At 57.8% G+C, this 19868-nt stretch carries 25 protein-coding genes; 13 read left to right on the forward strand and 12 right to left on the reverse strand.

Going from position 1 to position 19868, the window contains the following annotated elements; genetic code table 11:
* The first annotated feature begins 180 nt into the window (after positions 1-180).
* The gene (locus A8B84_RS01685; RefSeq protein ID WP_064228703.1) at positions 181-621 is read left to right on the forward strand and encodes a YhcB family protein; all 441 of its coding nucleotides are present in this window, start codon (positions 181-183) and stop codon (positions 619-621) included.
* Positions 622-835: 214 nt separating this feature from the next.
* On the opposite strand, the gene A8B84_RS01690 is transcribed toward A8B84_RS01685, so the two are convergent.
* The 11 genes from A8B84_RS01690 to A8B84_RS01740 form a co-directional block, all read right to left on the reverse strand.
* Positions 836-1579: a Nif3-like dinuclear metal center hexameric protein gene (locus tag A8B84_RS01690; RefSeq protein WP_064228702.1), complete on the reverse strand. Its 744-nt coding sequence runs from the start codon at positions 1577-1579 to the stop codon at positions 836-838.
* Positions 1580-1745: 166 nt separating this feature from the next.
* Positions 1746-2798, reverse strand: a complete 1053-nt coding sequence (hisC, locus tag A8B84_RS01695; RefSeq protein WP_064228701.1) for a histidinol-phosphate transaminase — start codon at positions 2796-2798, stop codon at positions 1746-1748.
* A 3-nt stretch (positions 2799-2801) separates the two neighbouring features.
* Complete coding sequence (gene hisD, locus A8B84_RS01700; RefSeq protein WP_064228700.1) at positions 2802-4106, reverse strand: histidinol dehydrogenase; 1305 nt, start codon at positions 4104-4106, stop codon at positions 2802-2804.
* 52 nt (positions 4107-4158) lie between these two features.
* Positions 4159-4800 (reverse strand): ATP phosphoribosyltransferase, encoded by a 642-nt coding sequence (gene hisG / locus A8B84_RS01705; protein WP_064228699.1) that lies wholly within the window; start codon positions 4798-4800, stop codon positions 4159-4161.
* A 40-nt stretch (positions 4801-4840) separates the two neighbouring features.
* Complete coding sequence (murA, locus tag A8B84_RS01710; RefSeq protein ID WP_014577731.1) at positions 4841-6103, reverse strand: UDP-N-acetylglucosamine 1-carboxyvinyltransferase; 1263 nt, start codon at positions 6101-6103, stop codon at positions 4841-4843.
* Between the two features lie 29 nt (positions 6104-6132).
* On the reverse strand, positions 6133-6375 hold the full coding sequence (locus tag A8B84_RS01715) for a BolA family protein (RefSeq protein ID WP_064228698.1): 243 nt from the start codon (positions 6373-6375) through the stop codon (positions 6133-6135).
* 104 nt (positions 6376-6479) lie between these two features.
* Entirely contained in the window at positions 6480-6812 is a 333-nt protein-coding gene (locus A8B84_RS01720; RefSeq protein WP_064228697.1) for a lipid asymmetry maintenance protein MlaB, read from the reverse strand.
* The gene (locus tag A8B84_RS01725) at positions 6809-7462 is read right to left on the reverse strand and encodes a phospholipid-binding protein MlaC (protein ID WP_064228696.1); all 654 of its coding nucleotides are present in this window, start codon (positions 7460-7462) and stop codon (positions 6809-6811) included. Before A8B84_RS01725 ends, A8B84_RS01720 begins: the two co-directional genes overlap by 4 nt.
* Positions 7463-7494: 32 nt before the next feature.
* Positions 7495-7944: an outer membrane lipid asymmetry maintenance protein MlaD gene (gene mlaD, locus A8B84_RS01730; protein ID WP_064228695.1), complete on the reverse strand. Its 450-nt coding sequence runs from the start codon at positions 7942-7944 to the stop codon at positions 7495-7497.
* 34 nt (positions 7945-7978) lie between these two features.
* On the reverse strand, positions 7979-8761 hold the full coding sequence (gene mlaE / locus A8B84_RS01735) for a lipid asymmetry maintenance ABC transporter permease subunit MlaE (protein WP_064228694.1): 783 nt from the start codon (positions 8759-8761) through the stop codon (positions 7979-7981).
* On the reverse strand, positions 8758-9570 hold the full coding sequence (locus A8B84_RS01740; protein WP_064228693.1) for an ABC transporter ATP-binding protein: 813 nt from the start codon (positions 9568-9570) through the stop codon (positions 8758-8760). Before A8B84_RS01740 ends, mlaE begins: the two co-directional genes overlap by 4 nt.
* 188 nt (positions 9571-9758) lie before the next feature.
* On the opposite strand from A8B84_RS01740, the gene A8B84_RS01745 reads away from it, so the two are divergent.
* The 12 genes from A8B84_RS01745 to yjgA all read left to right on the forward strand — a co-directional run bounded on the left by A8B84_RS01745 (position 9759) and on the right by yjgA (position 18979).
* Positions 9759-10739, forward strand: a complete 981-nt coding sequence (locus A8B84_RS01745) for a KpsF/GutQ family sugar-phosphate isomerase (RefSeq protein WP_064228996.1) — start codon at positions 9759-9761, stop codon at positions 10737-10739.
* A gap of 22 nt (positions 10740-10761) precedes the next feature.
* Entirely contained in the window at positions 10762-11310 is a 549-nt protein-coding gene (kdsC, locus tag A8B84_RS01750) for a 3-deoxy-manno-octulosonate-8-phosphatase KdsC (protein ID WP_064228692.1), read from the forward strand.
* Positions 11307-11891, forward strand: coding sequence for an LPS export ABC transporter periplasmic protein LptC (gene lptC, locus A8B84_RS01755; RefSeq protein WP_064228691.1), 585 nt, complete (start codon positions 11307-11309; stop codon positions 11889-11891). Before kdsC ends, lptC begins: the two co-directional genes overlap by 4 nt.
* Complete coding sequence (lptA, locus tag A8B84_RS01760; protein ID WP_064228690.1) at positions 11875-12441, forward strand: lipopolysaccharide transport periplasmic protein LptA; 567 nt, start codon at positions 11875-11877, stop codon at positions 12439-12441. The genes lptC and lptA overlap by 17 nt, the downstream gene beginning before the upstream one ends.
* Entirely contained in the window at positions 12419-13144 is a 726-nt protein-coding gene (lptB, locus tag A8B84_RS01765) for an LPS export ABC transporter ATP-binding protein (protein ID WP_064228689.1), read from the forward strand. The genes lptA and lptB overlap by 23 nt, the downstream gene beginning before the upstream one ends.
* A gap of 152 nt (positions 13145-13296) precedes the next feature.
* Positions 13297-14823, forward strand: a complete 1527-nt coding sequence (locus A8B84_RS01770) for an RNA polymerase factor sigma-54 (protein ID WP_264753877.1) — start codon at positions 13297-13299, stop codon at positions 14821-14823.
* A 100-nt stretch (positions 14824-14923) separates the two neighbouring features.
* Positions 14924-15232 (forward strand): ribosome hibernation promoting factor, encoded by a 309-nt coding sequence (hpf, locus tag A8B84_RS01775; protein WP_008170154.1) that lies wholly within the window; start codon positions 14924-14926, stop codon positions 15230-15232.
* An 88-nt stretch (positions 15233-15320) separates the two neighbouring features.
* Positions 15321-15791 (forward strand): PTS IIA-like nitrogen regulatory protein PtsN, encoded by a 471-nt coding sequence (gene ptsN, locus A8B84_RS01780; RefSeq protein ID WP_014577742.1) that lies wholly within the window; start codon positions 15321-15323, stop codon positions 15789-15791.
* Positions 15792-15819: 28 nt separating this feature from the next.
* Positions 15820-16704 (forward strand): RNase adapter RapZ, encoded by an 885-nt coding sequence (gene rapZ / locus A8B84_RS01785; protein ID WP_064228688.1) that lies wholly within the window; start codon positions 15820-15822, stop codon positions 16702-16704.
* A gap of 7 nt (positions 16705-16711) precedes the next feature.
* Positions 16712-16981 (forward strand): HPr family phosphocarrier protein, encoded by a 270-nt coding sequence (locus tag A8B84_RS01790; protein ID WP_064228687.1) that lies wholly within the window; start codon positions 16712-16714, stop codon positions 16979-16981.
* A gap of 93 nt (positions 16982-17074) precedes the next feature.
* Entirely contained in the window at positions 17075-18436 is a 1362-nt protein-coding gene (gene mgtE / locus A8B84_RS01795; RefSeq protein ID WP_064228686.1) for a magnesium transporter, read from the forward strand.
* Between the two features lie 15 nt (positions 18437-18451).
* On the forward strand, positions 18452-18979 hold the full coding sequence (yjgA, locus tag A8B84_RS01800; protein WP_064228685.1) for a ribosome biogenesis factor YjgA: 528 nt from the start codon (positions 18452-18454) through the stop codon (positions 18977-18979).
* A gap of 24 nt (positions 18980-19003) precedes the next feature.
* Here yjgA and A8B84_RS01805 read toward each other — a convergent pair whose 3' ends face one another.
* Positions 19004-19849 carry a carbon-nitrogen hydrolase family protein gene (locus A8B84_RS01805; protein WP_064228684.1) on the reverse strand — a complete coding sequence of 282 codons (846 nt, stop codon included), beginning with the start codon at positions 19847-19849 and terminating at the stop codon, positions 19004-19006.
* Between the last annotated feature and the right edge of the window lie 19 nt (positions 19850-19868).

Here is a 19868-nt window from a genome sequence, read left to right on the forward strand (position 1 = left end):
AGTTGATCGTAAATTTGGGCGCCGTATTGTCTCGCATTTGGCGATTTTTCGCCACGTTGGCCGCCTGTGCAGCAATACGACGATTGGCGCAGGCCACAATCATGGGATGATGGAGCCTGGGGCGTTATACTGGCCTGACAGGGGCTTGGCTCACTTCTAGGTAAAAGGACGACACAGCATATGACAAACCTGATTCTGGCAGCGATTGCCGCATTGGTTGTTGGCATTGTCATCGGGGTATTTGTTGGCCGTTCCGGGCAGGGAACGACGCTTCGGCAGCGCCGGGCGGAACAGCAGATTGAGGAACTGAGAAGCGAATATACCCGCTACCAGGCCCAGGTGAATGAGCATTTCATGGAGTCGGCCCATTTGCTGCGCCGCTTCAACGATGCCTACCGCGATGTGAACCAGCACATGGCCCGCGGTGCCAACCGTCTTTGCAATGACGAAGACTGGATGGAGGAGTTGGCGCAGGAAACTTCCAAGAAGCGCCTGGAGGAAGTCCGCGAGGACGCTTCCGAGCCGCCACGGGATTATGCACCAAAGACGGATCCGAAGGATTCCGGCACGCTTGCTGAGGACTTTGGGCTCAAGAAGGGTGATAAGGCTCAGCAGGCCTGACTCATATAGACCTGATAATTCGGATCCTTGCAGGACTGATGGTTTCGGAGAGGGAGCATGGTGTGTGCCCCTTTCCGGGAACCGCTACGAGCACATCCATGTGCGCTTGACGTCGGCCATCCATGGCCGCCGACATTCCCGGAAAGGAGCACACACCACGCTCCATCCGTCTAAGTGCAATTCTCAACTACCGAAAAGCGATCCCGCCAACACATCAAACGGGATTATCGCAATCGATGAATTTGTGAGCGACACCAAACTCCTCCACTAGCGCTTTTCCGAGAGCCTGAACGCCATAGCGCTCGGTCGCGTGGTGCCCGGCAGCGTAATAATGAATGCCACATTCCCTTGCCGTGTGCGTCGTCGGCTCAGAGATTTCCCCACTAATATAGGCGTCCAGGCCAGCATCCAAGGCGGTGTTAATAAACCCCTGTGCAGCACCGGTGCACCACCCCACCCGTTTGATCGCAGTCGGACCTTCGCCAACCCAGAGCGGCTCGCGGTGAAGCTGTCTGGCGATGTGAAGACCGAATTTCTCGGGAGACATTGCTTCTTCCAGCTCGCCTTCCCACACCAAACCGCCTAACGGGCGCGGATTCTTGATGTTAAGAATGTCCGCCAGCTGACGATTGTTGCCATATTCGGGATGGTCATCTAGCGGGAGGTGGTAGGCGACAAGATTAATGTCGTTGTCCAGGAGTTGCTTCAAACGTTCTCGTTTCATCCCCTGAATGCGCTGATCCTCACCTTTCCAGAAGTAACCGTGGTGGACCAGGATCATATCGGCGTTTGCTTCGATCGCAGCTTCGATCAGAGCCTTTGAGGCCGTTACGCCAGAGATGACGGTTTTAATTTCAGGCGTGCCTTCAACCTGCAGGCCATTGGGACAGTAATCCTGGAAATTATCGGGTTGGAGCCATTCGTTGATTTTATTGAGAAGCTCATTTCGACTGGCCATAAATACTCCATTCAGGACTATTTCCGAGAGGTTCGATGAGAGAGGCAGATCCCCCTTCCCGGGAATGTCGCCGGCCATGGATGGCCGGGGTCAAGCGCACATGGATGTGCTCGTAGCGGTTCCCGGGAAGGGGGATCTGCCTCTCTCTACCCGCCAACTTAGCAGGCTAGAGGGACCGGAGCCCCTCAATCAAAGCATCATTCTGCTCAACAGTGCCAATGGTGATGCGTAGAAATTCGCTAATGCGGGGCTTGTTGAAGTGCCGAACGATAATCCCCTGCTCCCTCAGGCCTTTGGCCAAAATCTCACCAGGCTGCTCTCTATGACGGGCAAAGATGAAGTTTGCCTTTGAGGGTAACACCTCGAACCCAAGATCCTCGAGGGCGGCAGTTACACGCTCGCGTTCGGAGATCACGCCATCGCAGCACTTCCGGAACCAGGCCTCATCTTCGTAGGCCGCTTTCGCACCAGCCAGGGCCAGGCGGTCCAGCGGGTAGCTGTTGAAGCTGTTCTTGACCCGGTTCAGAGCCTCGATCAGGTCTGGATGGCCAACGGCGAAACCTACCCGCAAACCGGCTAGTGAACGGGCCTTGGAGAGCGTCTGAGAGACCAGCAGGTTCGGGTATTTGTCGACCAGGGTGATCGCCGACTCGCCACCGAAATCGATGTAGGCTTCATCCACAACAACGACACGATCCGGGTTGGCAGCCAGGATTTCTTCCACATGCTGCAGCTCGAGATACCGCCCGGTTGGCGCATTCGGGTTCGGGAAGATCACTCCGCCGTTGGGCTGCTTGAAGTCATCCGGGTTGATTTCAAAGCTTTCTGTCAGCGGTACTTTTTTACTCTCGATCTTATAGAGGCCGCAGTAAACCGGATAGAAGCTGTAGGTGATATCCGGAAACAGGATCGGTTCGCCATGCTGGAACAGGCCAAAGAAGATGTGGGCCAGGACTTCATCGGAGCCGTTGCCGAGGAAGATCTGTTCGGGCTTTACCTTGTGGTAAGCCGCGATAGTCTGGCGCAGGCTTTCGCCTTCCGGATCCGGATAGAGGCGCAAGCCGTCGTTCAGTTCGGCCTGGATGGCTTCGATGACTTTTGGTGAGGGGCCGAAGGGGTTTTCGTTGGTGTTCAGCTTCACCAGGTTGGCCATTTTTGGCTGTTCGCCTGGCACATAGGGAACCAGGTCGTTTACCAAAGGACTCCAGAATTTACTCATAAATCAGTCCTTAATCCTATATTCCGCCGACCGGGCGTGAGCGGTTAAGCCCTCGCCGCGGGCAAGAACCGACGCCACACGCCCCATGCGGTCGGCACCGGCAGCGCTGAAGCCGATGATGGAGGACCGTTTCTGGAAGTCGTAGACGCCCAGCGGTGAAGAGAACCGTGCGGTGCCGCTGGTGGGCAGCACATGGTTCGGGCCGGCGCAGTAGTCGCCGAGGGCTTCTGCGGTGTAGCGGCCCATGAAGATGGCGCCGGCGTGGCGGATGTCTTCGAGCATGGCCTCGGGGTCTTCGACCGACAGCTCCAAATGTTCCGGGGCGATGCGGTTGGACACTTCGGCGGCTTGTTTCAGGTCGGCGACGTGGATCAACGCGGCGCGGTCGGTCATGGAGGTGCGGATGATGTCGGCGCGCTCCATGGTTGGCAGCAGTTTGTTGATACTGGCTTCGACCGCATCCAGGAATTCGGCATCCGGGCTGATCAGGATGGACTGGGCCTGCTCATCGTGCTCTGCCTGGGAGAACAGGTCCATGGCGATCCAGTCGGGGTCGGTTTTGCCGTCGCTGATCACGAGGATTTCCGAGGGTCCGGCGATCATGTCGATGCCGACAACACCGAAGACTTCGCGCTTGGCGGTGGCGACGAAAATGTTGCCGGGGCCAACGATTTTGTCAACGGCCGGAATGGTTTCTGTGCCATAGGCCAGCGCGCCGACTGCCTGGGCGCCGCCAACGGTGAAGACCCGATCAACACCGGCAATCGCTGCGGAGGCCAGGACCATGTCATTCACCACACCATCCGGTGTCGGAACAACCATCACCACTTCACTGACACCCGCGACCTTTGCGGGAATGGCGTTCATGAGCACGGATGACGGGTAAGCTGCTTTGCCCCCGGGCACATACAAACCCGCCCGATCCAGCGGCGTGACCTTCTGGCCGAGCACGGTTCCGTCTTCGTCCTCATACTGCCAGGACTTCTGGTTCTGGCGCTCGTGATAATCTCGGATCCGCTCAGCGGCTTTTTCCAGGGCCACGCGCTGGTCCCGGGGAATCGCTTCCAGAGCCATCTGCAATCGGCTCTGGTCCATTTCCAGCTCGGCGACAGAGCCAACCTTCAGGCGATCGAACTTCTCGGTAAACTCCAGAACCGCCTGGTCACCACGGGTTTTCACCTCATGCAGGATATGACGCACCGACTCGTTCACCTGATGATCAACGCTGTCGTCCCAGGCCAAAAGTTTGGCCAACGCATCATTAAAGTCACTTTGGGAAGCGTTCAATCTGGTGATCTTGGCGGTCATAACTCAAATCCTGTATGGGATTAACGACTAACTACGGCTGACCGGCTCAACCTCAGAGCCGGCGTTTATCCACAGCTGCGGACATCTTTTCGATTATGGGGTTAATACGCTCGTGTTTCATCTTCATGGAGGCACGATTGACAACCAGCCGGCTGCTGATGTGCTCAATCAGTTCCCGGGCCTCGAGACCGTTCGCCTTCAGCGTGTTGCCGGTATCCACAATGTCGACGATCTCATCAGCCAGACCAAGAATCGGAGCCAGCTCCATGGCGCCGTAGAGCTTGATGATGTCCGCCTGCCGTCCCTGGGCCGAGTAGTATCGGCGGGCCAGGTTGACGAATTTTGTGGCCACCTTGATACGACCGGATGGAGGCGTCTGATCTTTAGGGCCGGCGGTCATCAGGCGACAACGGGAAATATTCAGGTCCAGTGGCTCATAAAGACCTTCGCCACCGTGCTCCATCAACACATCCTTGCCGGTTACCCCGAGGTCGGCCCCGCCGTACTGAACATAGGTCGGCACGTCGGTGGCCCGGATGATCAATACCCGCACATGGGGATCCGTTGTCGGGAACACCAGTTTGCGCGACTTTTTGACGTCGTCGATCAGCTCAATGCCCGCCTCTGCGAGCAGCGGCAGGATCTCTTCCAGGATTCGTCCCTTCGACAAGGCGATGGTTATGGAATCTGTCATGGATTCTTCCGGTTTCCCGTATTGTCTGGATGGATGTCTTTCACGCTGGTAGGCGGCGGATAGTGGCACCCAGCAACTGCAGTTTCTCTTCAATACACTCGTAACCGCGGTCAATGTGATAGATGCGATCTACGATGGTATCGCCGTCAGCCATGAGTCCGGCAATAACCAGACTGGCTGAGGCCCTCAGGTCCGTGGCCATGACCGGAGCGCCGGTGAGGTGGTCCACGCCCTTGATGATGGCGGCGTTGCCCTCAAGCGTGATATCCGCACCCATGCGGATCAGCTCCTGCAGGTGCATGAACCGGTTCTCGAACACAGTTTCCACGATGGTGCCGGTGCCTTCGGCCACCGCATTCATGGCGGCGAACTGCGCCTGCATGTCCGTGGGGAACGCCGGGTAAGGCGCGGTACGAAGGCTCACCGCTTTCGGGCGATTGCCTTTCATGTCCAGCTCAATCCAGTCCGGGCCTGTATTGATGTGGGCGCCGGCCTCTTCAAGCTTGAGCACAACCGCTTCGAGCAGATCCTCCCGGGTATCCTTCAGCTTGACCCGACCGCCGGTTGCAGCGGCAGCCACCAGGTAGGTGCCGGTTTCAACACGGTCTGGCAGCACGTTGTAATGGCAACCGTGCAGGCGCTCAACACCGTTGATTTCGATGGTGGCGGTACCGTGGCCTTTGATGTCTGCGCCCATGGCGATCAGGCACTCGGCAAGGTCAACAACCTCCGGCTCGCGGGCCGCGTTTTCCAGGATGGTCTTTCCATCTGCCAGGGCAGCGGCCATCATCAGGTTCTCGGTGCCGGTTACGGTGACGGTATCCAGGAAAATGTGGGCGCCCTTCAGCCGTCCGTTGGTCTTGGCCTTGATATAGCCATTTTCGACCTTGATATCCGCACCCATCATTTCCAGACCATGGATGTGCAGATTCACCGGACGGCTACCGATTGCACAGCCGCCCGGCAGGGATACTTCTGCCTCGCCGAAGTGGGCAACCAACGGACCCAGCACCAGGATAGAGGCACGCATGGTTTTAACCAGCTCGTACGGCGCATGGAAATGCTTGATGGTATTGGCGTGAATCTCCACGCTCATTTTCTCATCAATAATCACTTCAACACCCATGCGGCCAAGAAGCTCGATCATGGTGGTTACGTCGTGCAGGTGCGGCAGGTTGCCTACAGTCACCGGCTCGTCCGCCAGCAGGGTTGCTGCCAATATAGGCAGTGCGGCGTTCTTGGCACCGGAAATCCGGATCTCGCCATCCAGGGGCTTGCGGCCCCTGATCAGAAGTTTATCCACAATAAATGTCCTGTTTTTGTTCGGGCCGTTCAGCCCTGGCGCTCAGCCCATTCAGCCGGAGTAAATGCTTTCGGATGAAGTGCGTGTATTGAGCCGTCCATGATCTGTTGGAACAGCGCCTTGTTGATCAGTTGCTGGCGTTTGATGGTCGGCAGGCCTTCGAAGACATCACCCACCACGACGACCAGATAATGGGTACCATCAACCTGTACCTGAACTTCGCAGCCGGGCAATGCTTCCTTGACCAGCTCGGTGACTTGGGTGGCATCCATAGAAAATCCTCGGGTGTTTTGAAATCAGGGGCGAGATTGTAACCAATTCCGGAGCTCGGGTCAGCTTTACTGTCCGGTAAACAAAGGGGCTGGGGCCGGAAGAGTCAGTGGGCGGGATGGACGGATTCCGGACCGAACCCCGCGAACTGGTCATCAAGGTTGCTCAGGGCCGCCAGAGAGGCAAGACGGCCGCTGACACCCCGGAACGACAACGAAATACCTGTCTGATGGGCCAGGCGTTGCCAACAAAGCAACATGGAAAGCACCACGCTGTGGGCGGTGATCAGACCATCGAGGTCGACCACCAGATCGGCAGAAACCGATCGGATCAGTTTCTCGCCCTCTTTTCTAAGACCAATGACAGTGTCTGAGGTCACCTCGCCCGAGACAACCAGAGCTCCGTCGGCAAGCTGGACCCGAGGTAGCCCCGCGGTCATGAGTTATCCACTTCCTGCTCCAGGTTCAGGGACTCAACCGCATCGCTCCAGCCGTCGATGACTACCTGAATCTGGCCGCGGTTTTCTTCCATTTCCTGACTGAACCTATCCCGGAAAGCGAGACCTATGTTCACGCCCTCAACGATGACATTTTCCATCAACCACTTGCCCTCGGAGTTCTTGTACATCGAGTAGGTCACCGGGTAACGGTTCCCGGATGCACTGATAACCTCCATCTGGACAGAGGCGCGGTCGTCGCTCTGGGGGTTAATGGTCGCTTCCTTGACCTGTATTTCGAAATTTTCCGCATTGACGAGAGCCTGCGCGTAGCTGTCAAACAGGCTGCGCTTGAACTTGACCACAAACTCGTCCCTCTGTTCGGGCGTGGTCTGGCGGGCATAACGTCCCATCACCCGCGCCGCAATGCGGCGGAAGTCCACGAAATCCGTCAGGGCCTGATCCATGCTCTCATAAAACGCTTCAGGGTCACGCTCGTAAAGGCCTCGCTCTTCGTTGAGCTTTTCAACGAGCCGCTGGGTGTTCTCATCCACATATCTGCGGAGATCTTCCGCCTCGTTCGCCTGTGCCGGCGTAACCAGTACCAGGGCCATCAGAAGGCCAAGCAGAATGTGGTGTTTCAGTGCAAACATCAGGATCTCCTGTTGAATCTTCCCGGCCCGAATCAGCGGCCCGATGCAAAGTTACTGATAAGCCGCTCCAGGTTCATGGCCGACTGTGTCGAATAGAAGGTGTCGCCTTCTTTCAGCGAATCCATCTCGGCGCCAATAGATATATCAATGTACTGCTCTCCGAGCAGGCCGGATGTACGTATAACTGCGGAACTGTCCGAGGGGATATTGTCGACGTCCGAGTGAATCGACATTTCCACCCGGGCCTGAAACGTCTCTTTGTTAAGACTGATGGATTCGATGGTGCCGACCGTTACACCGGCCATGGAAACTCGCCCCCGTGGCGTAAGCCCACCGGTATCGTTGAAATTGGCGTAGATGGTGTAGGTGCTCTCGGCCGATTTCGGCGACAGCCCGCTCACCTGCAGGGCAAGGAAAAGCAGTGCTGCACAGCCTGCGATCATGAAAAGGCCGACGATAATTTCAGTGGTTCTCTGTGCCATTTCCGGCTCCGGTATTATCTCGTTAATCGATGATTCAGAAATCGCCAAACATGACAGCGGTCAGAACAAAATCCAGCCCCAGCACCGCAAGCGATGAGTACACCACGGTCTTGGTGGTCGCCGAACTGATACCTGCCGATGTCGGCACACAGTCATAACCCTGGTAAACCGCAATCCAGGCGCAGACAAAGCCGAAAACAACGCTTTTGATGACGCCGTTGAGGACATCATCGACAAAATCCACCGACGACTGCATGTTGCCCCAGAAGGAGCCTTCGAACACGCCCAGCCAGTCTACACCCACCAGCATACCGCCCCAGATGCCGACCACCGAGAAAATCACCGCAAGCACCGGCATGGCAATAAACCCGGCCCAGAGCCGGGGCGCAATGACCCGCCGCAGTGGGTCCACGCCCATCATTTCCATGCTGGACAGCTGCTCTGTGGCCTTCATCAAACCGATCTCTGCCGTCAGCGCCGAACCCGCCCGGCCCGCAAACAACAACGCAGTCACCACGGGCCCAAGTTCGCGCACCAGGGTCAGGGCTATCATCTGGCCAATGGCCGCTTCAGAGCCGTAATCGCTCAGGATCGTGTACCCCTGCAGCCCCAGCACCATGCCGATAAACAGACCGGACACCACAATTATGGCCAGGGACAGCACGCCAACGGCGTACAGCTGCTTCAGAAGAAGCGGAAAACCGGTCGCAGGCCTGGGCACACCGCCCAGAACGCCCGCCAGGAAACGACCTGAGCGGCCGAATGACGAAACAATATCAAGCCCGAGACGCCCAAATGCCGCGATTCTCTCGATCAAGACACACCTCCGGACAACCCAAAGTCCTGGGCGGCGCCCTCGGCTGGGTAATGGAATGGAACCGGGCCATCTGGCTGCCCCTGGAGGAACTGCTGGACCTGCTCGGAAGGATGCGCCCGCAACTCTTCCGGCGTGCCCTCACCAATTACCTTGCCGTCCGAGATGATGCAGGCGTAATGGCAGATGCTCAGGGATTCAGGGACATCGTGGGAGACCAGGACGCTGGTCAGCCCCATGGAACTGTTCAGATCGCGGATCAGTTTTACCAGAACGCCCATGGCAATCGGGTCCTGGCCGGCAAATGGCTCGTCGTACATGATGAGCTCCGGATCCAGGGCAATACTGCGGGCCAGGGCCACCCGGCGGGTCATGCCGCCGGACAACTCCGAGGGCATCAACTGGCGGGCACCACGCAAACCAACGGCCTCCAATTTCATCAGAACTATGTCGCGGATCATGTCTTCCGGCAGTTTCGTGTGCACCCGCAGCGGGAAGGCCACATTCTCGAACACGCTCAGGTCGGTGAAAAGGGCCCCGCTCTGGAACAGCATGCCCATCTTTTCCCGAAGACTGTAAAGAGCCTTGCGCTTGAGCTTCGGCACCTCATGACCATCCACCACAACACTGCCGGAATCCGGCCTGAGCTGCCCGCCAATAAGACGCAGCAGTGTAGTTTTGCCGGTTCCGCTGGGGCCCATAATGGCGGTAATTTTCCCACGGGGAATATCCAGGCTGACACCGTCGAAGATACGGCGCCCGGAGCGGGAGAACACGACATCCTTGAGCGATATGTAAGCCGGTGAATCCATAGTCCTTACCTTTTAAAGAGGGGCTACATTATGCCAAGGAGCGCCCGAGCTCAATCCAAAGAGCGCAAAATGTACTGATAGCAATGATCAGTTTGACTGAACTTTCAGTAACCGGGCATCGTTGCCGGGTGAAAATGGTATACTCTGCCCAACTTTTTAAATGTCCCGACAGCCAGGCCGAAAGCCCGATGACCGAACAGACTCCCAGCGATTTCCGATCTTCTGCCATCCGCGCCATCCGCATCGAGCGCGACGCCATTGATGCCCTTGAGGGCCGGATCGACGACCAGTTCACTCGGGCCTGTGAAGTTATCATGAACTGCAAGGGCCGCGTGGTCGTGACCGGCATGGGGAAATCCGGCCACATTGGCAACAAGATTGCGGCCACCCTGGCCAGTACCGGCACACCATCGTTTTTCGTGCATCCCGGTGAGGCAAGCCACGGGGATATGGGCATGATCACGCCTCAGGATGTGGTGATCGCCATTTCCAATAGCGGCAACACCAGCGAGGTGATCACCATTCTGCCGCTGATCAAACGCATGGGCGCCCCACTGATCAGCATGACCGGCAATTCCAACTCCACCCTGGCCCGGGAAGCCGTCGCCAACCTGGACGTCAGTGTCATGGTGGAAGCCTGCCCCCTGGGCCTGGCGCCCACCTCCTCAACAACGGCCACCCTGGTCATGGGCGATGCACTGGCAGTCGCCCTGCTTGAGGCCCGCGGCTTCAGTGCCGAGGATTTTGCGTTTTCCCATCCCGGCGGCAGCCTGGGACGTCGGCTGCTGCTTCGGGTGTCCGACATCATGCACACCGGTGACCAGATTCCGGTGGTCAATGAGGGAACGCTCTTGAGTGGCGCACTTCTTGAGATCTCCCGAAAAGGCCTCGGCATGACCACCGTTGTCAACGAAGAAGGCACTCTTACCGGAATATTTACGGACGGTGACCTGCGCCGGACTCTTGATCGATCGGTGGATATCCATAATACGCCTATCAATGAGGTGATGACCCGGAATGGCAAAACCATCCAGGCCGACCACCTGGCGGCGGAAGCGCTGAATATCATGGAGGAAATGAAGATCAACGCCCTGCCGGTAACGGACGATGGCGGCGCCCTCATTGGCGCCATCAATATGCACGATCTGCTGCGGGCCGGCGTAATCTAGGGGCTATGAGGAGCTATTTGACATGAAGCACCAATGGCCGGACTCCCTGCTGGCAAAAGCCGCCAAAATCCGCCTGATTGCCCTGGATGTCGACGGTATCATGAGCGATGGCAAGCTTTACTTCAGCGCCAACGGTGATGAACTGAAGGCATTCAACATTCTGGACGGTCTGGGATTGAAACAGCTTATGGCAGCCGGCATTACCGTGGCCGTTATTACCGGCCGCCGGTCGCCATTGACCGAGAAGCGCATGCGGGATCTGGGCATCCCGCACCTGATGCAGGGCCGCGAGGACAAGAAAGTAGCCCTGCAGGAACTCGTCAGCACCATGGATGTCAGCCCCGAAGCCATCGCCTATATGGGCGACGACCTTCCAGACCTGCCGGCGCTGAGGTTCGCCGGGCTCGGCATCACCGTGCCCAATGGCTACTGGCTGGTGCAGCAACATGCCGACTACTGCACCCATGCCCGGGGTGGCGAAGGGGCGGTGCGGGAAGCCTGCGACCTGCTGCTGACTGCCCATGGCAAGCTTGATTCTGCCCTTGCGCCCTACCTGGAGCCCGAGGCATGAACTGGCTCCCGGACCGGCCCTGGCTGCGAACACTGGCACTCGCCGGCACCGTGGTGGCAGCGGTCTTTTTGCTCTGGCAAAGCGATGAGCCACCGGTCATTGATGATGATGCCGCGGCGCTGCGAGGCGATGCCGAGCCGGACGGCTTCGTGGTGAATGGCAAGTACACATCCTTCAACGAATCGGGCAACCTGAAGATCCGGTTCTCCAGCCCCCGCATTGAACAGTTCGAGGAAGGTAACCTGGCCACCATGGAATCTCCCCGCGCCGAACTTTATGGCGGCGAGAGTGCCCTGCCCTGGATTGTTGAAGCCGAGAATGGCAGCCTGCTGCAGAACCAGAATCTGGTGTACCTGACGGACAATGTCCGGATTCAGCGCACTATTGGCGAACGGGACGCCACCCTGACAACATCAAGCCTGACCCTGGATAACGACCGGGGCATGGTTTATACAGACGCACCCGTAGAAATACGCGACGTTACCGGCATTACCCGGGCCACGGGCATGAAAGCGTGGATAGACGAGCGGATTCTGGAACTGAACTCCCAGGTGGAAGGACGCTATGAAACCGGAAACTAACCGATACCGGAGCCTGCTGGCCGCTCTGCTGACGGTCGCAATGATCGGCCCGGCGGCCGCTTTCGATCTTGATTCCGACACCCCCATCAAGGTCACCGCCGACAATGCCCGCCTGGATGACGGCCAGGGTATTGCCACCTATACCGGGACTGTGGAGCTCGAGCAGGGCAACACCCGCCTGAGTGCGGACCGTGTGGTGCTGTATCGCACAGAAGACGGCCTGAGCCGGATCGAAGCCTCTGGCACTCCTGCCAGGTACCGGCAGCCGGCGCGGGATGGCGAGGGCGAAACCGACGCCCGTGCAATGAACATTACCTGGTCGGCTACAGACAGCCGACTGACCTTTGAACGGGAAGCAGTCATCGAGCAGAATGGCAACCTGTTCCGTGGCGACGTCATTCACTATGATACCGCTGGTCGGGTTGTCACCGCTGAAGGCGGGGCAGACACTGGCGAGGGTGGCGGCCGTGTCGAGATGGTGATTCAGCCACGCAGCGCCGACAGACGCACTGATAGACAGGAAACCGATGGCAGTTCTGAGAGCCAGTAATCTGGCAAAGAGTTACAAACAGAAAAAAGTGGTAATCGACGTTTCCCTGGAAATCCGCAGTGGGGAAATTGTCGGGCTGCTTGGCCCCAACGGCGCCGGTAAAACCACCTGCTTCTATATGATCGTCGGGCTGGTCCCTGCTGATCGTGGCCGTATCACGATCGACAGCCGGGATATTACGCCCCTGCCCATGCACGGCCGAGCCCGCCAGGGTATTGGATACCTGCCCCAGGAAGCCTCGGTGTTCCGCAAACTGTCGGTACGCGACAATATCATGGCCATCCTCGAAACCCGCCAGGGTATGGGCAAGGCCGAGCGGGAGAAAAAACTCGAGGAGTTATTGGAGGAGTTCCACATAACCCACATCCGGGACAGCGTTGGTATGGCTCTGTCCGGTGGTGAACGGCGACGGGTGGAGATTGCCCGGGCGCTGGCCATGGAACCGGCCTTCATTCTTCTGGATGAACCCTTCGCCGGTGTCGACCCCATATCCGTCAGTGATATCAAGCACATCATCCGGCACCTGCGGGACAAGGGTATCGGAGTATTGATTACCGATCATAACGTGCGAGAGACCCTGGACATCTGCGAAAACGCCTACATTGTGTCCGGCGGCCATATCATCGCCTCGGGCAATGCCGATGCGATCCTGGCCAACCAGCAAGTCAAGGAAGTCTACCTGGGCGACGAATTCAGGCTGTGACACCGAATGGCTCATTGTTTTGATGATCTGTAGCAAGTAAACTCGGCAAAGAACTTGCTTGGGTAAAATAAAACAACGGCAAGTAACCGGCATATATAGATTTTTTTCACGACTTATGACACAAAGCGCTGATGAGTGACGGATCCTGAACCATGGTTATGAAAGCCTCCTTACAGTTAAAGCTGGGTCAGAGCCTGACCATGACGCCCCAGCTGCAACAGGCTATCCGGCTTCTCCAGCTCTCCACCCTCGACCTCCAGCAGGAAATCCAGCAGGCACTGGAATCAAACCCAATGCTGGAGACTTCCGAGGACGACGATCAGAACGATGCAGCTACAGAGAACGATGAGCGCGAAGCCAACGCCACCGAATCAGCTGCTGAAACCGCGCCGGAACCGCCCAGCGACTGGGACGAATCGGAAAACGGCCCGGACTGGTCTTCTGAAAACGACATTCCGGACAACATTCCGGACGACCTGCCGGTAGACACTGCCTGGGACGACATATACCAGTCTGCACCCGCCCCGGCCGCCCGCAATGACGACGAAAACGATCACGATTTCGAAACCCGAAACTCGCCCACCGAAACGCTTCAGGATCACCTGGAATGGCAGCTCAATCTGACCCCACTGAGTGAACGGGACCAGGCCATTGCCCATGCCCTGATGGACGCGGTGGATGAGCGGGGCTATCTCACCAGCCCGCTGGAGGAAATCCACGCCGGACTGCTGGATGAGAACGAGGAAGACCCTCTTGAACTGGATGAGGTGGAGGCCGTCCTGCACCGCCTGCAGCACTTTGATCCGCCCGGTGTGTTTGCCCGGGACCTTCAGGAATGCCTGCTGATCCAGCTCAACCAGCTGCCGCCAGAGACGCCCTGGCTGGCCCAGGCGCGACTGGTGATCACCCACTACATTAACCTGCTGGGCAACCGGGACTATGCACAGTTGCTGCGTCGCAGCCGCCTGAAAGAAGATCAGCTCAGGGAAGTCCTGGCATTGATTACCGGTCTGAACCCCCGGCCGGGTGACGTCATTGACCGCGCCGAACCCGACTACGTCATTCCGGATGTCATCGTTCGCAAGCACAATGGCCGCTGGCGCGTTGAACTGAATCCGGAAATTGCACCACGCATCCGGGTCAATGCCAGCTATGCTTCACTTATAAGACGTGCGGACAGCAGTGCAGACAACACCTACCTGCGTGATCAGTTGCAGGAGGCCAAATGGTTTATCAAGAGCCTGCAGAGCCGCAATGAGACCCTGCTGAAAGTGGCGACCCGTATTGTCGAGCACCAGCAGGGATTCCTGGATCACGGCGAGGAAGCCATGAAGCCGTTGATCCTCTCGGACATCGCCCAGGCGGTAGAAATGCATGAATCGACGATTTCAAGGGTAACCACCCAGAAATACATGCATACGCCAAGGGGCATTTTCGAGCTGAAGTATTTCTTCTCCAGCCATGTCAGCACTGACGAGGGCGGGGAATGCTCCTCCACGGCCATCCGGGCGATGATCAAAAAGCTGATAGCTGCGGAAACGCCCAAAAAGCCGTTGAGCGACAGTAAAATTGCAGCCATGCTAGGGGAACAGGGAATCAAGGTTGCGCGACGCACCGTTGCCAAGTACCGGGAGGCCATGCACATTCCGCCGTCCAACGAGCGCAAGCGGCTGGTCTGAATACCCCGGGGCGGGACGCAACACCGTATTCGCCGGCGCACAATGCGCCAGCACCCAGACCGGCTCCCGGGAGCCGGCATGATGACAACAGGAGACGCCTATGCAACTCAATATTTCAGGCCATCACGTAGAACTGACTCCCGCACTGAAGGATTATGTTTCCGAGAAGTTCGAAAAGCTCGAGCGTCACTTTGACCACATCAGTAACTGCCAGGTGACCCTGGAAGTGGAAAAGGTGCGTCAGATTGCGGAAGCCACGTTGCATGTGGTTGGTGGTGAGATTCACGCAAAGGCAGAAAACGAGGATATGTACGCAGCCATCGATGCCCTCATCGACAAGCTGGACCGCCAGATTCTCAAGCACAAGGAAAAGAATGTAGACCGGATGCACGGAAACGGCTCTCGCTAACTGGCTGTTTTCATGCAATTCATCTAATCGAGCTGCGACATGAGCAACATGTCGCAGCCTTTTTTTTTAACGGAAACGCAGTCGATCCATGAGCGACACATCCCTGACCATAGACAACATTCTTGCGCCGGAGCTCACCCTCTGCAGGGTAGCTGCGTCCAGCAAGAAACGGGCCCTGGAGTTTATTGCCGAGCAGATAAACCATCAGGACAACACGCTCAGCGAGACCCAGCTTTTCAACAACCTGATTTCCCGTGAGCGCCTGGGCAGCACCGGCATTGGCCAGGGAATCGCCATTCCCCACTGCCGCCTGGAAGGCCTTGATCACGTGGTGGGCGTACTGATGACGCTTGAAGAAAGCGTTGAATTCGATGCTATCGACAATCAGCCGGTAGATCTGATTTTTGCCCTGATCGTCCCGAAAGAGGCAACCAGCGAACACCTGGAGCTGCTGAGCCAACTGGCGGAGAAGTTCAATGAGCGGTCGTTCTGTGATCGCCTCCGGCAATGTGAGGACGCCAGCACGCTGTACCAGCGCATGACCGCCTCAGGCGGCTGATATTCATTGCAGTGGAGGTAGTTTGGTCATGAAGCTGATCATCGTCAGTGGCAGGTCTGGTTCAGGCAAGAGTACCGCGCTTCATGTGCTGGAGGACCTCGGGTTCTATTGTATCGACAATCTTCCCATTGGCCTGCTTTTCCCCCTCACGCGGGAAGCGGCCAGCCAGACCAAGCCTGGCCGGCTGGGCAAGATGGCCGTCAGTATCGATGCCCGCAACCTTTCCGGTGAACTGGCCAATTTCGAAGAAATTTACCGGCGCCTTCAGGAGACCGGGGTTACCGTTGAAATTATCTTCCTGGATGCCGACGAGCAGTCTCTGCTTCAGCGTTTCCATGCCACCCGCAGAAAGCATCCGCTGAGTGACGACAGGACCTCCCTGCGGGAAGCCATTACCAGCGAGAAGAAGCTTCTTGAGCCGCTCTCCAAGCTTTCCGACCTGTATGTGAACACCACGGGCATGTCCATGTACGAACTCCGGGACATGGTGAAGCAACGGGTGGTTGGCCGGAAAGACCAGGAACTGGCCCTGCTGTTCCAGTCGTTCGGCTTCAAACACGGTGTTCCGCTGGATTCCGATTACGTATTCGATGTCCGATGCCTGCCGAACCCCTACTGGGATACGAGCCTCCGGAAATACGTGGGTACGGATCAGCCGGTGATCGAATTTCTGGAAAAAGAACCGGCAAGCCGGAAAATGATTGACGACCTGAAGGTATTTCTGGATACCTGGCTGCCTTCCTTCGCAGACAGCAACCGAAGCTATATGACCATTTCCATTGGCTGTACCGGCGGCCAGCACCGGTCGGTGTATGTGTGCGAGCAGTTGGGTGAATACTTCCGGCAAAAATACAACAATGTGCAGGTACGCCATACCGAGCTGCCACACCTGCAGACCCGGGAAGAGATCTGATCGCACCATGATTCGCCGCCCTATTACCATTATCAACAAACTGGGCCTGCATGCGCGCGCCACCGCAAAGCTGGTTGCCACGGCGTCCGAGTTTGATAGCAGCGTGCGAATAAGCGGCAAGGGCCGGGATGTGGACGCAAAGAACATCATGCAGGTGATGATGCTGGCAGCCAGCCAGGGAACCGATGTGGAGCTTATTGCCGACGGTCCAGACGAGGAACAGGCCGTTGAGGCACTGGTTGAACTGATCAACGACTATTTCGGCGAGGGCGAGTAATCCCCCTTCCGTACGGCATTCACCTACAACTCTTTCTCACCGATAGCGCCTAACTCCGCTATAATACAGGCGTTTTCTGACGCCGGGTGATTCATGACCGATATTCTGGAAAAAAGCCAGGCCCGCCAGCGCCTTCGCTCCCTGAGCGAAGCCCTGGACAGTGGCGCACTGAAGCAGGTTGCCCGCATCCTGAACGGTGGCCTGAGCCCCAGTGATATTGCCCATCTGCTGGAATCCTCCCCGCCCCGGCAGCGTGCCCTGCTGTGGAACCTCGTCGACAAGCAGCTGGAAGGGGAAGTCCTCCAGTACCTGAGCGACGATATCCGTGGTTACTTCCTGAGCCAGCTGAACGCCCAGGAACTGGCGGATATTATCGAGGATTTCGAGTCGGACGACCTGGCCGACTTGCTGCAGCAACTGCCGGACACGGTGATCCAGGAAGTACTGGACACCATGGACGAGCAGGACCGCCAGCGGGTGGAGGAAGTGCTCTCCTATCCGGAGGACACCGCAGGCGGCCTGATGAACACGGACACCATTACGGTGCGCCCGGACATCAGCATTGACGTTGTACTGCGTTACCTGCGCAGGCACCGCACCCTGCCACCGATGACCGACAGCCTGATCGTGGTCAGCCGGCGGGATGATTTCATTGGCATGCTGCCCATTACCAAAATGCTGGTATCCAACCCCGCTTCCACCGTGCGGGAAGTGATGGATACCGACATCGAGCCTATTCCCGTAAGCCTCTCCGACACCAAGGTAGCGACATTGTTTGAACGCTACGACCTGATCTCGGCGCCGGTGGTGAACGAGGAAGGCCGACTGCTGGGGCGCATCACCATCGATGACGTGGTTGACGTTATCCGGGAGGATGCCGACCACTCCCTGATGAGTATGGCGGGTCTGGACGAAGACGAGGACACCTTTGCGCCGGTTTGGAAGACATCGCGCCGCCGTGCCATCTGGCTGGGGATCAACCTGATCACCGCCCTGATCGCATCGGCTGTGATCGGGTTATTCGAGGAGACCATCGCCAAGGTCGTGGCCCTGGCGGTACTAATGCCCATCGTCGCAAGCATGGGCGGTATTGCGGGCAGTCAGACCCTTACCCTCGTCATCCGCGGCATGGCTGTGGGGCAGATCAGCGGTGCCAACGTCCGCTGGTTGCTGAACCGGGAGTTCCTCTCGGGCATCATGAACGGAATGCTCTGGGCCGCCGTTGTAGCCGGTGCCGCCATGCTCTGGTTCCAGGATGTGCTAATCGGTGCCATCATCGCCGCCGCGTTGGTGATCAATCTGGTCGCCGCCGCGCTGGTTGGTACGGTTCTGCCACTGTTTCTCAAATCTCGCAATATTGACCCGGCCCTGGCAGGCAGCGTGATTCTCACGACCGTTACGGACGTGGTCGGGTTCATGGCCTTTCTTGGCCTTGCGACGATTTTCTATGCTTAAGCGGATGTCGGATTTATGAAAGACCACCAAGAAAACGACGCGCCAGAATACGACGGTCCCAGCAAATCCCAGCTGAAACGGGAAATGCACGCCCTGCAGGATCTCGGCAAACGGATGCTGGACCTGAGCAACGACCAGCTGGAAACGCTGCCGATCAGCGACACCCTTCGTGCTGCGATAGAGGAATCCCGGCGAATCCGCCAGAACGAGGCCAAACGCCGGCACCTGCAATACATCGGCAAAGTCATCCGCCAGGAGGACGATCCCGAGGCCCTGGCGAAAGCCATAGACGCCTTTGATGCCGGTAGCGAGGAACACACCCGCAGGCATCACCTGGCGGAGCGCTGGCGGGACCGAATGATTGCCGAGGGCGACTCGGTCGTTGGCGAATTCTTCAGCTACTGCTCAAGCGCCGATATGCAGCATCTGCGCAACCTTGCCCGCAACGCCCGGAAGGATGTGGAGAAACAGAAGAACACCGGCCAGGCCCGGAAACTGTTCCGCTATCTTCGCGAATGCATCGACGACGCTGAAGCAATGTGAATTCGGGGTCATCTGACCCCACTTTCAGCCTTTGAGCCGACGGTGCTCCCACACAGGCATACGGGTGCGTAGATTGGCTACCTGATCTGAATCCAGCTCGGCTGCAACCATGCCCGGCCCTTCGCCCATCTCCGTGACCACCCGACCCCAGGGATCACAGATCAGACTGTGGCCGTAGGTCCGCCGGCGCTCGCTGTTCTGGCCACCCTGGCCCGGCGCCACTACCCATACCTGGTTTTCGATGGCTCGCGCCCGGATCAACGGATACCAGTGGGCATCGCCGGTCTGCCAGGTAAAGGCGCTCGGCAGGCAAACCCAGTCCACTTCCTGCTCTCGCAATAACCGGAACAGTTCCGGGAAGCGCAAGTCGTAACAGATAGCCAGGCCCAGCTTTCCGGCGGGCGTATCCACGGTCACCACCTGGTCGCCAGGTTCGAATGTGTCGGATTCCCGGTACTGACCATGGGCGTCTTCTACCATGGCATCGAACAGGTGGATTTTGTCGTAGCGGGCAACTTCCCTGCCCTGATCGTCAAACACCAGACAGGTTGCCCGGACACGATCGCCGATCTCTGAACCATCCGGTCGCTTGGCCACAGGCATTGATCCGCCAACGATCCAGATTCCCAGTTTTCGGGCCTGTTCCGCGAGGAATGATCTGATAATGGGCTCCGGGCCCGCTTCCCGGCGACCACAATCGATCATCTGGGAAGTGGCCAGGACCGCGAAGTTTTCCGGCAGAACCGCAACAGACGCGCCCTCTGCGGCGGCCTCGGTCAGCAGTTTTTCCGCTTCGGCCAGGTTGGCCTCAATATCATGGCCGCTGACCATCTGAATGGCTGCGACCCGGTTGGAAACACGCTTACTCATAACTGCCTCCACTATTGCC

The organism is Marinobacter sp. EhC06 (assembly GCF_001650915.1).
Taxonomy (GTDB): Bacteria; Pseudomonadota; Gammaproteobacteria; order Pseudomonadales; family Oleiphilaceae; genus Marinobacter.

Excerpts from the sequence above, each read along its gene's own strand:
- A8B84_RS01685 (WP_064228703.1), top strand. The coding sequence starts at position 181 with ATGACAAACCTGATTCTGGCAGCGATTGCCGCATTGGTTGTTGGCATT.
- A8B84_RS01690 (WP_064228702.1), bottom strand. The coding sequence starts at position 1,579 with ATGGCCAGTCGAAATGAGCTTCTCAATAAAATCAACGAATGGCTCCAA.
- hisC (WP_064228701.1), bottom strand. The coding sequence starts at position 2,798 with ATGAGTAAATTCTGGAGTCCTTTGGTAAACGACCTGGTTCCCTATGTG.
- hisD (WP_064228700.1), bottom strand. The coding sequence starts at position 4,106 with ATGACCGCCAAGATCACCAGATTGAACGCTTCCCAAAGTGACTTTAAT.
- hisG (WP_064228699.1), bottom strand. The coding sequence starts at position 4,800 with ATGACAGATTCCATAACCATCGCCTTGTCGAAGGGACGAATCCTGGAA.
- A8B84_RS01715 (WP_064228698.1), bottom strand. The coding sequence starts at position 6,375 with ATGGATGCCACCCAAGTCACCGAGCTGGTCAAGGAAGCATTGCCCGGC.
- A8B84_RS01720 (WP_064228697.1), bottom strand. The coding sequence starts at position 6,812 with ATGACCGCGGGGCTACCTCGGGTCCAGCTTGCCGACGGAGCTCTGGTT.
- A8B84_RS01725 (WP_064228696.1), bottom strand. The coding sequence starts at position 7,462 with ATGTTTGCACTGAAACACCACATTCTGCTTGGCCTTCTGATGGCCCTG.
- mlaD (WP_064228695.1), bottom strand. The coding sequence starts at position 7,944 with ATGGCACAGAGAACCACTGAAATTATCGTCGGCCTTTTCATGATCGCA.
- A8B84_RS01740 (WP_064228693.1), bottom strand. The coding sequence starts at position 9,570 with ATGGATTCACCGGCTTACATATCGCTCAAGGATGTCGTGTTCTCCCGC.
- A8B84_RS01745 (WP_064228996.1), top strand. The coding sequence starts at position 9,759 with ATGACCGAACAGACTCCCAGCGATTTCCGATCTTCTGCCATCCGCGCC.
- kdsC (WP_064228692.1), top strand. The coding sequence starts at position 10,762 with ATGAAGCACCAATGGCCGGACTCCCTGCTGGCAAAAGCCGCCAAAATC.
- lptC (WP_064228691.1), top strand. The coding sequence starts at position 11,307 with ATGAACTGGCTCCCGGACCGGCCCTGGCTGCGAACACTGGCACTCGCC.
- lptA (WP_064228690.1), top strand. The coding sequence starts at position 11,875 with ATGAAACCGGAAACTAACCGATACCGGAGCCTGCTGGCCGCTCTGCTG.
- lptB (WP_064228689.1), top strand. The coding sequence starts at position 12,419 with ATGGCAGTTCTGAGAGCCAGTAATCTGGCAAAGAGTTACAAACAGAAA.
- A8B84_RS01770 (WP_264753877.1), top strand. The coding sequence starts at position 13,297 with ATGGTTATGAAAGCCTCCTTACAGTTAAAGCTGGGTCAGAGCCTGACC.
- hpf (WP_008170154.1), top strand. The coding sequence starts at position 14,924 with ATGCAACTCAATATTTCAGGCCATCACGTAGAACTGACTCCCGCACTG.
- ptsN (WP_014577742.1), top strand. The coding sequence starts at position 15,321 with ATGAGCGACACATCCCTGACCATAGACAACATTCTTGCGCCGGAGCTC.
- rapZ (WP_064228688.1), top strand. The coding sequence starts at position 15,820 with ATGAAGCTGATCATCGTCAGTGGCAGGTCTGGTTCAGGCAAGAGTACC.
- A8B84_RS01790 (WP_064228687.1), top strand. The coding sequence starts at position 16,712 with ATGATTCGCCGCCCTATTACCATTATCAACAAACTGGGCCTGCATGCG.
- mgtE (WP_064228686.1), top strand. The coding sequence starts at position 17,075 with ATGACCGATATTCTGGAAAAAAGCCAGGCCCGCCAGCGCCTTCGCTCC.
- yjgA (WP_064228685.1), top strand. The coding sequence starts at position 18,452 with ATGAAAGACCACCAAGAAAACGACGCGCCAGAATACGACGGTCCCAGC.
- A8B84_RS01805 (WP_064228684.1), bottom strand. The coding sequence starts at position 19,849 with ATGAGTAAGCGTGTTTCCAACCGGGTCGCAGCCATTCAGATGGTCAGC.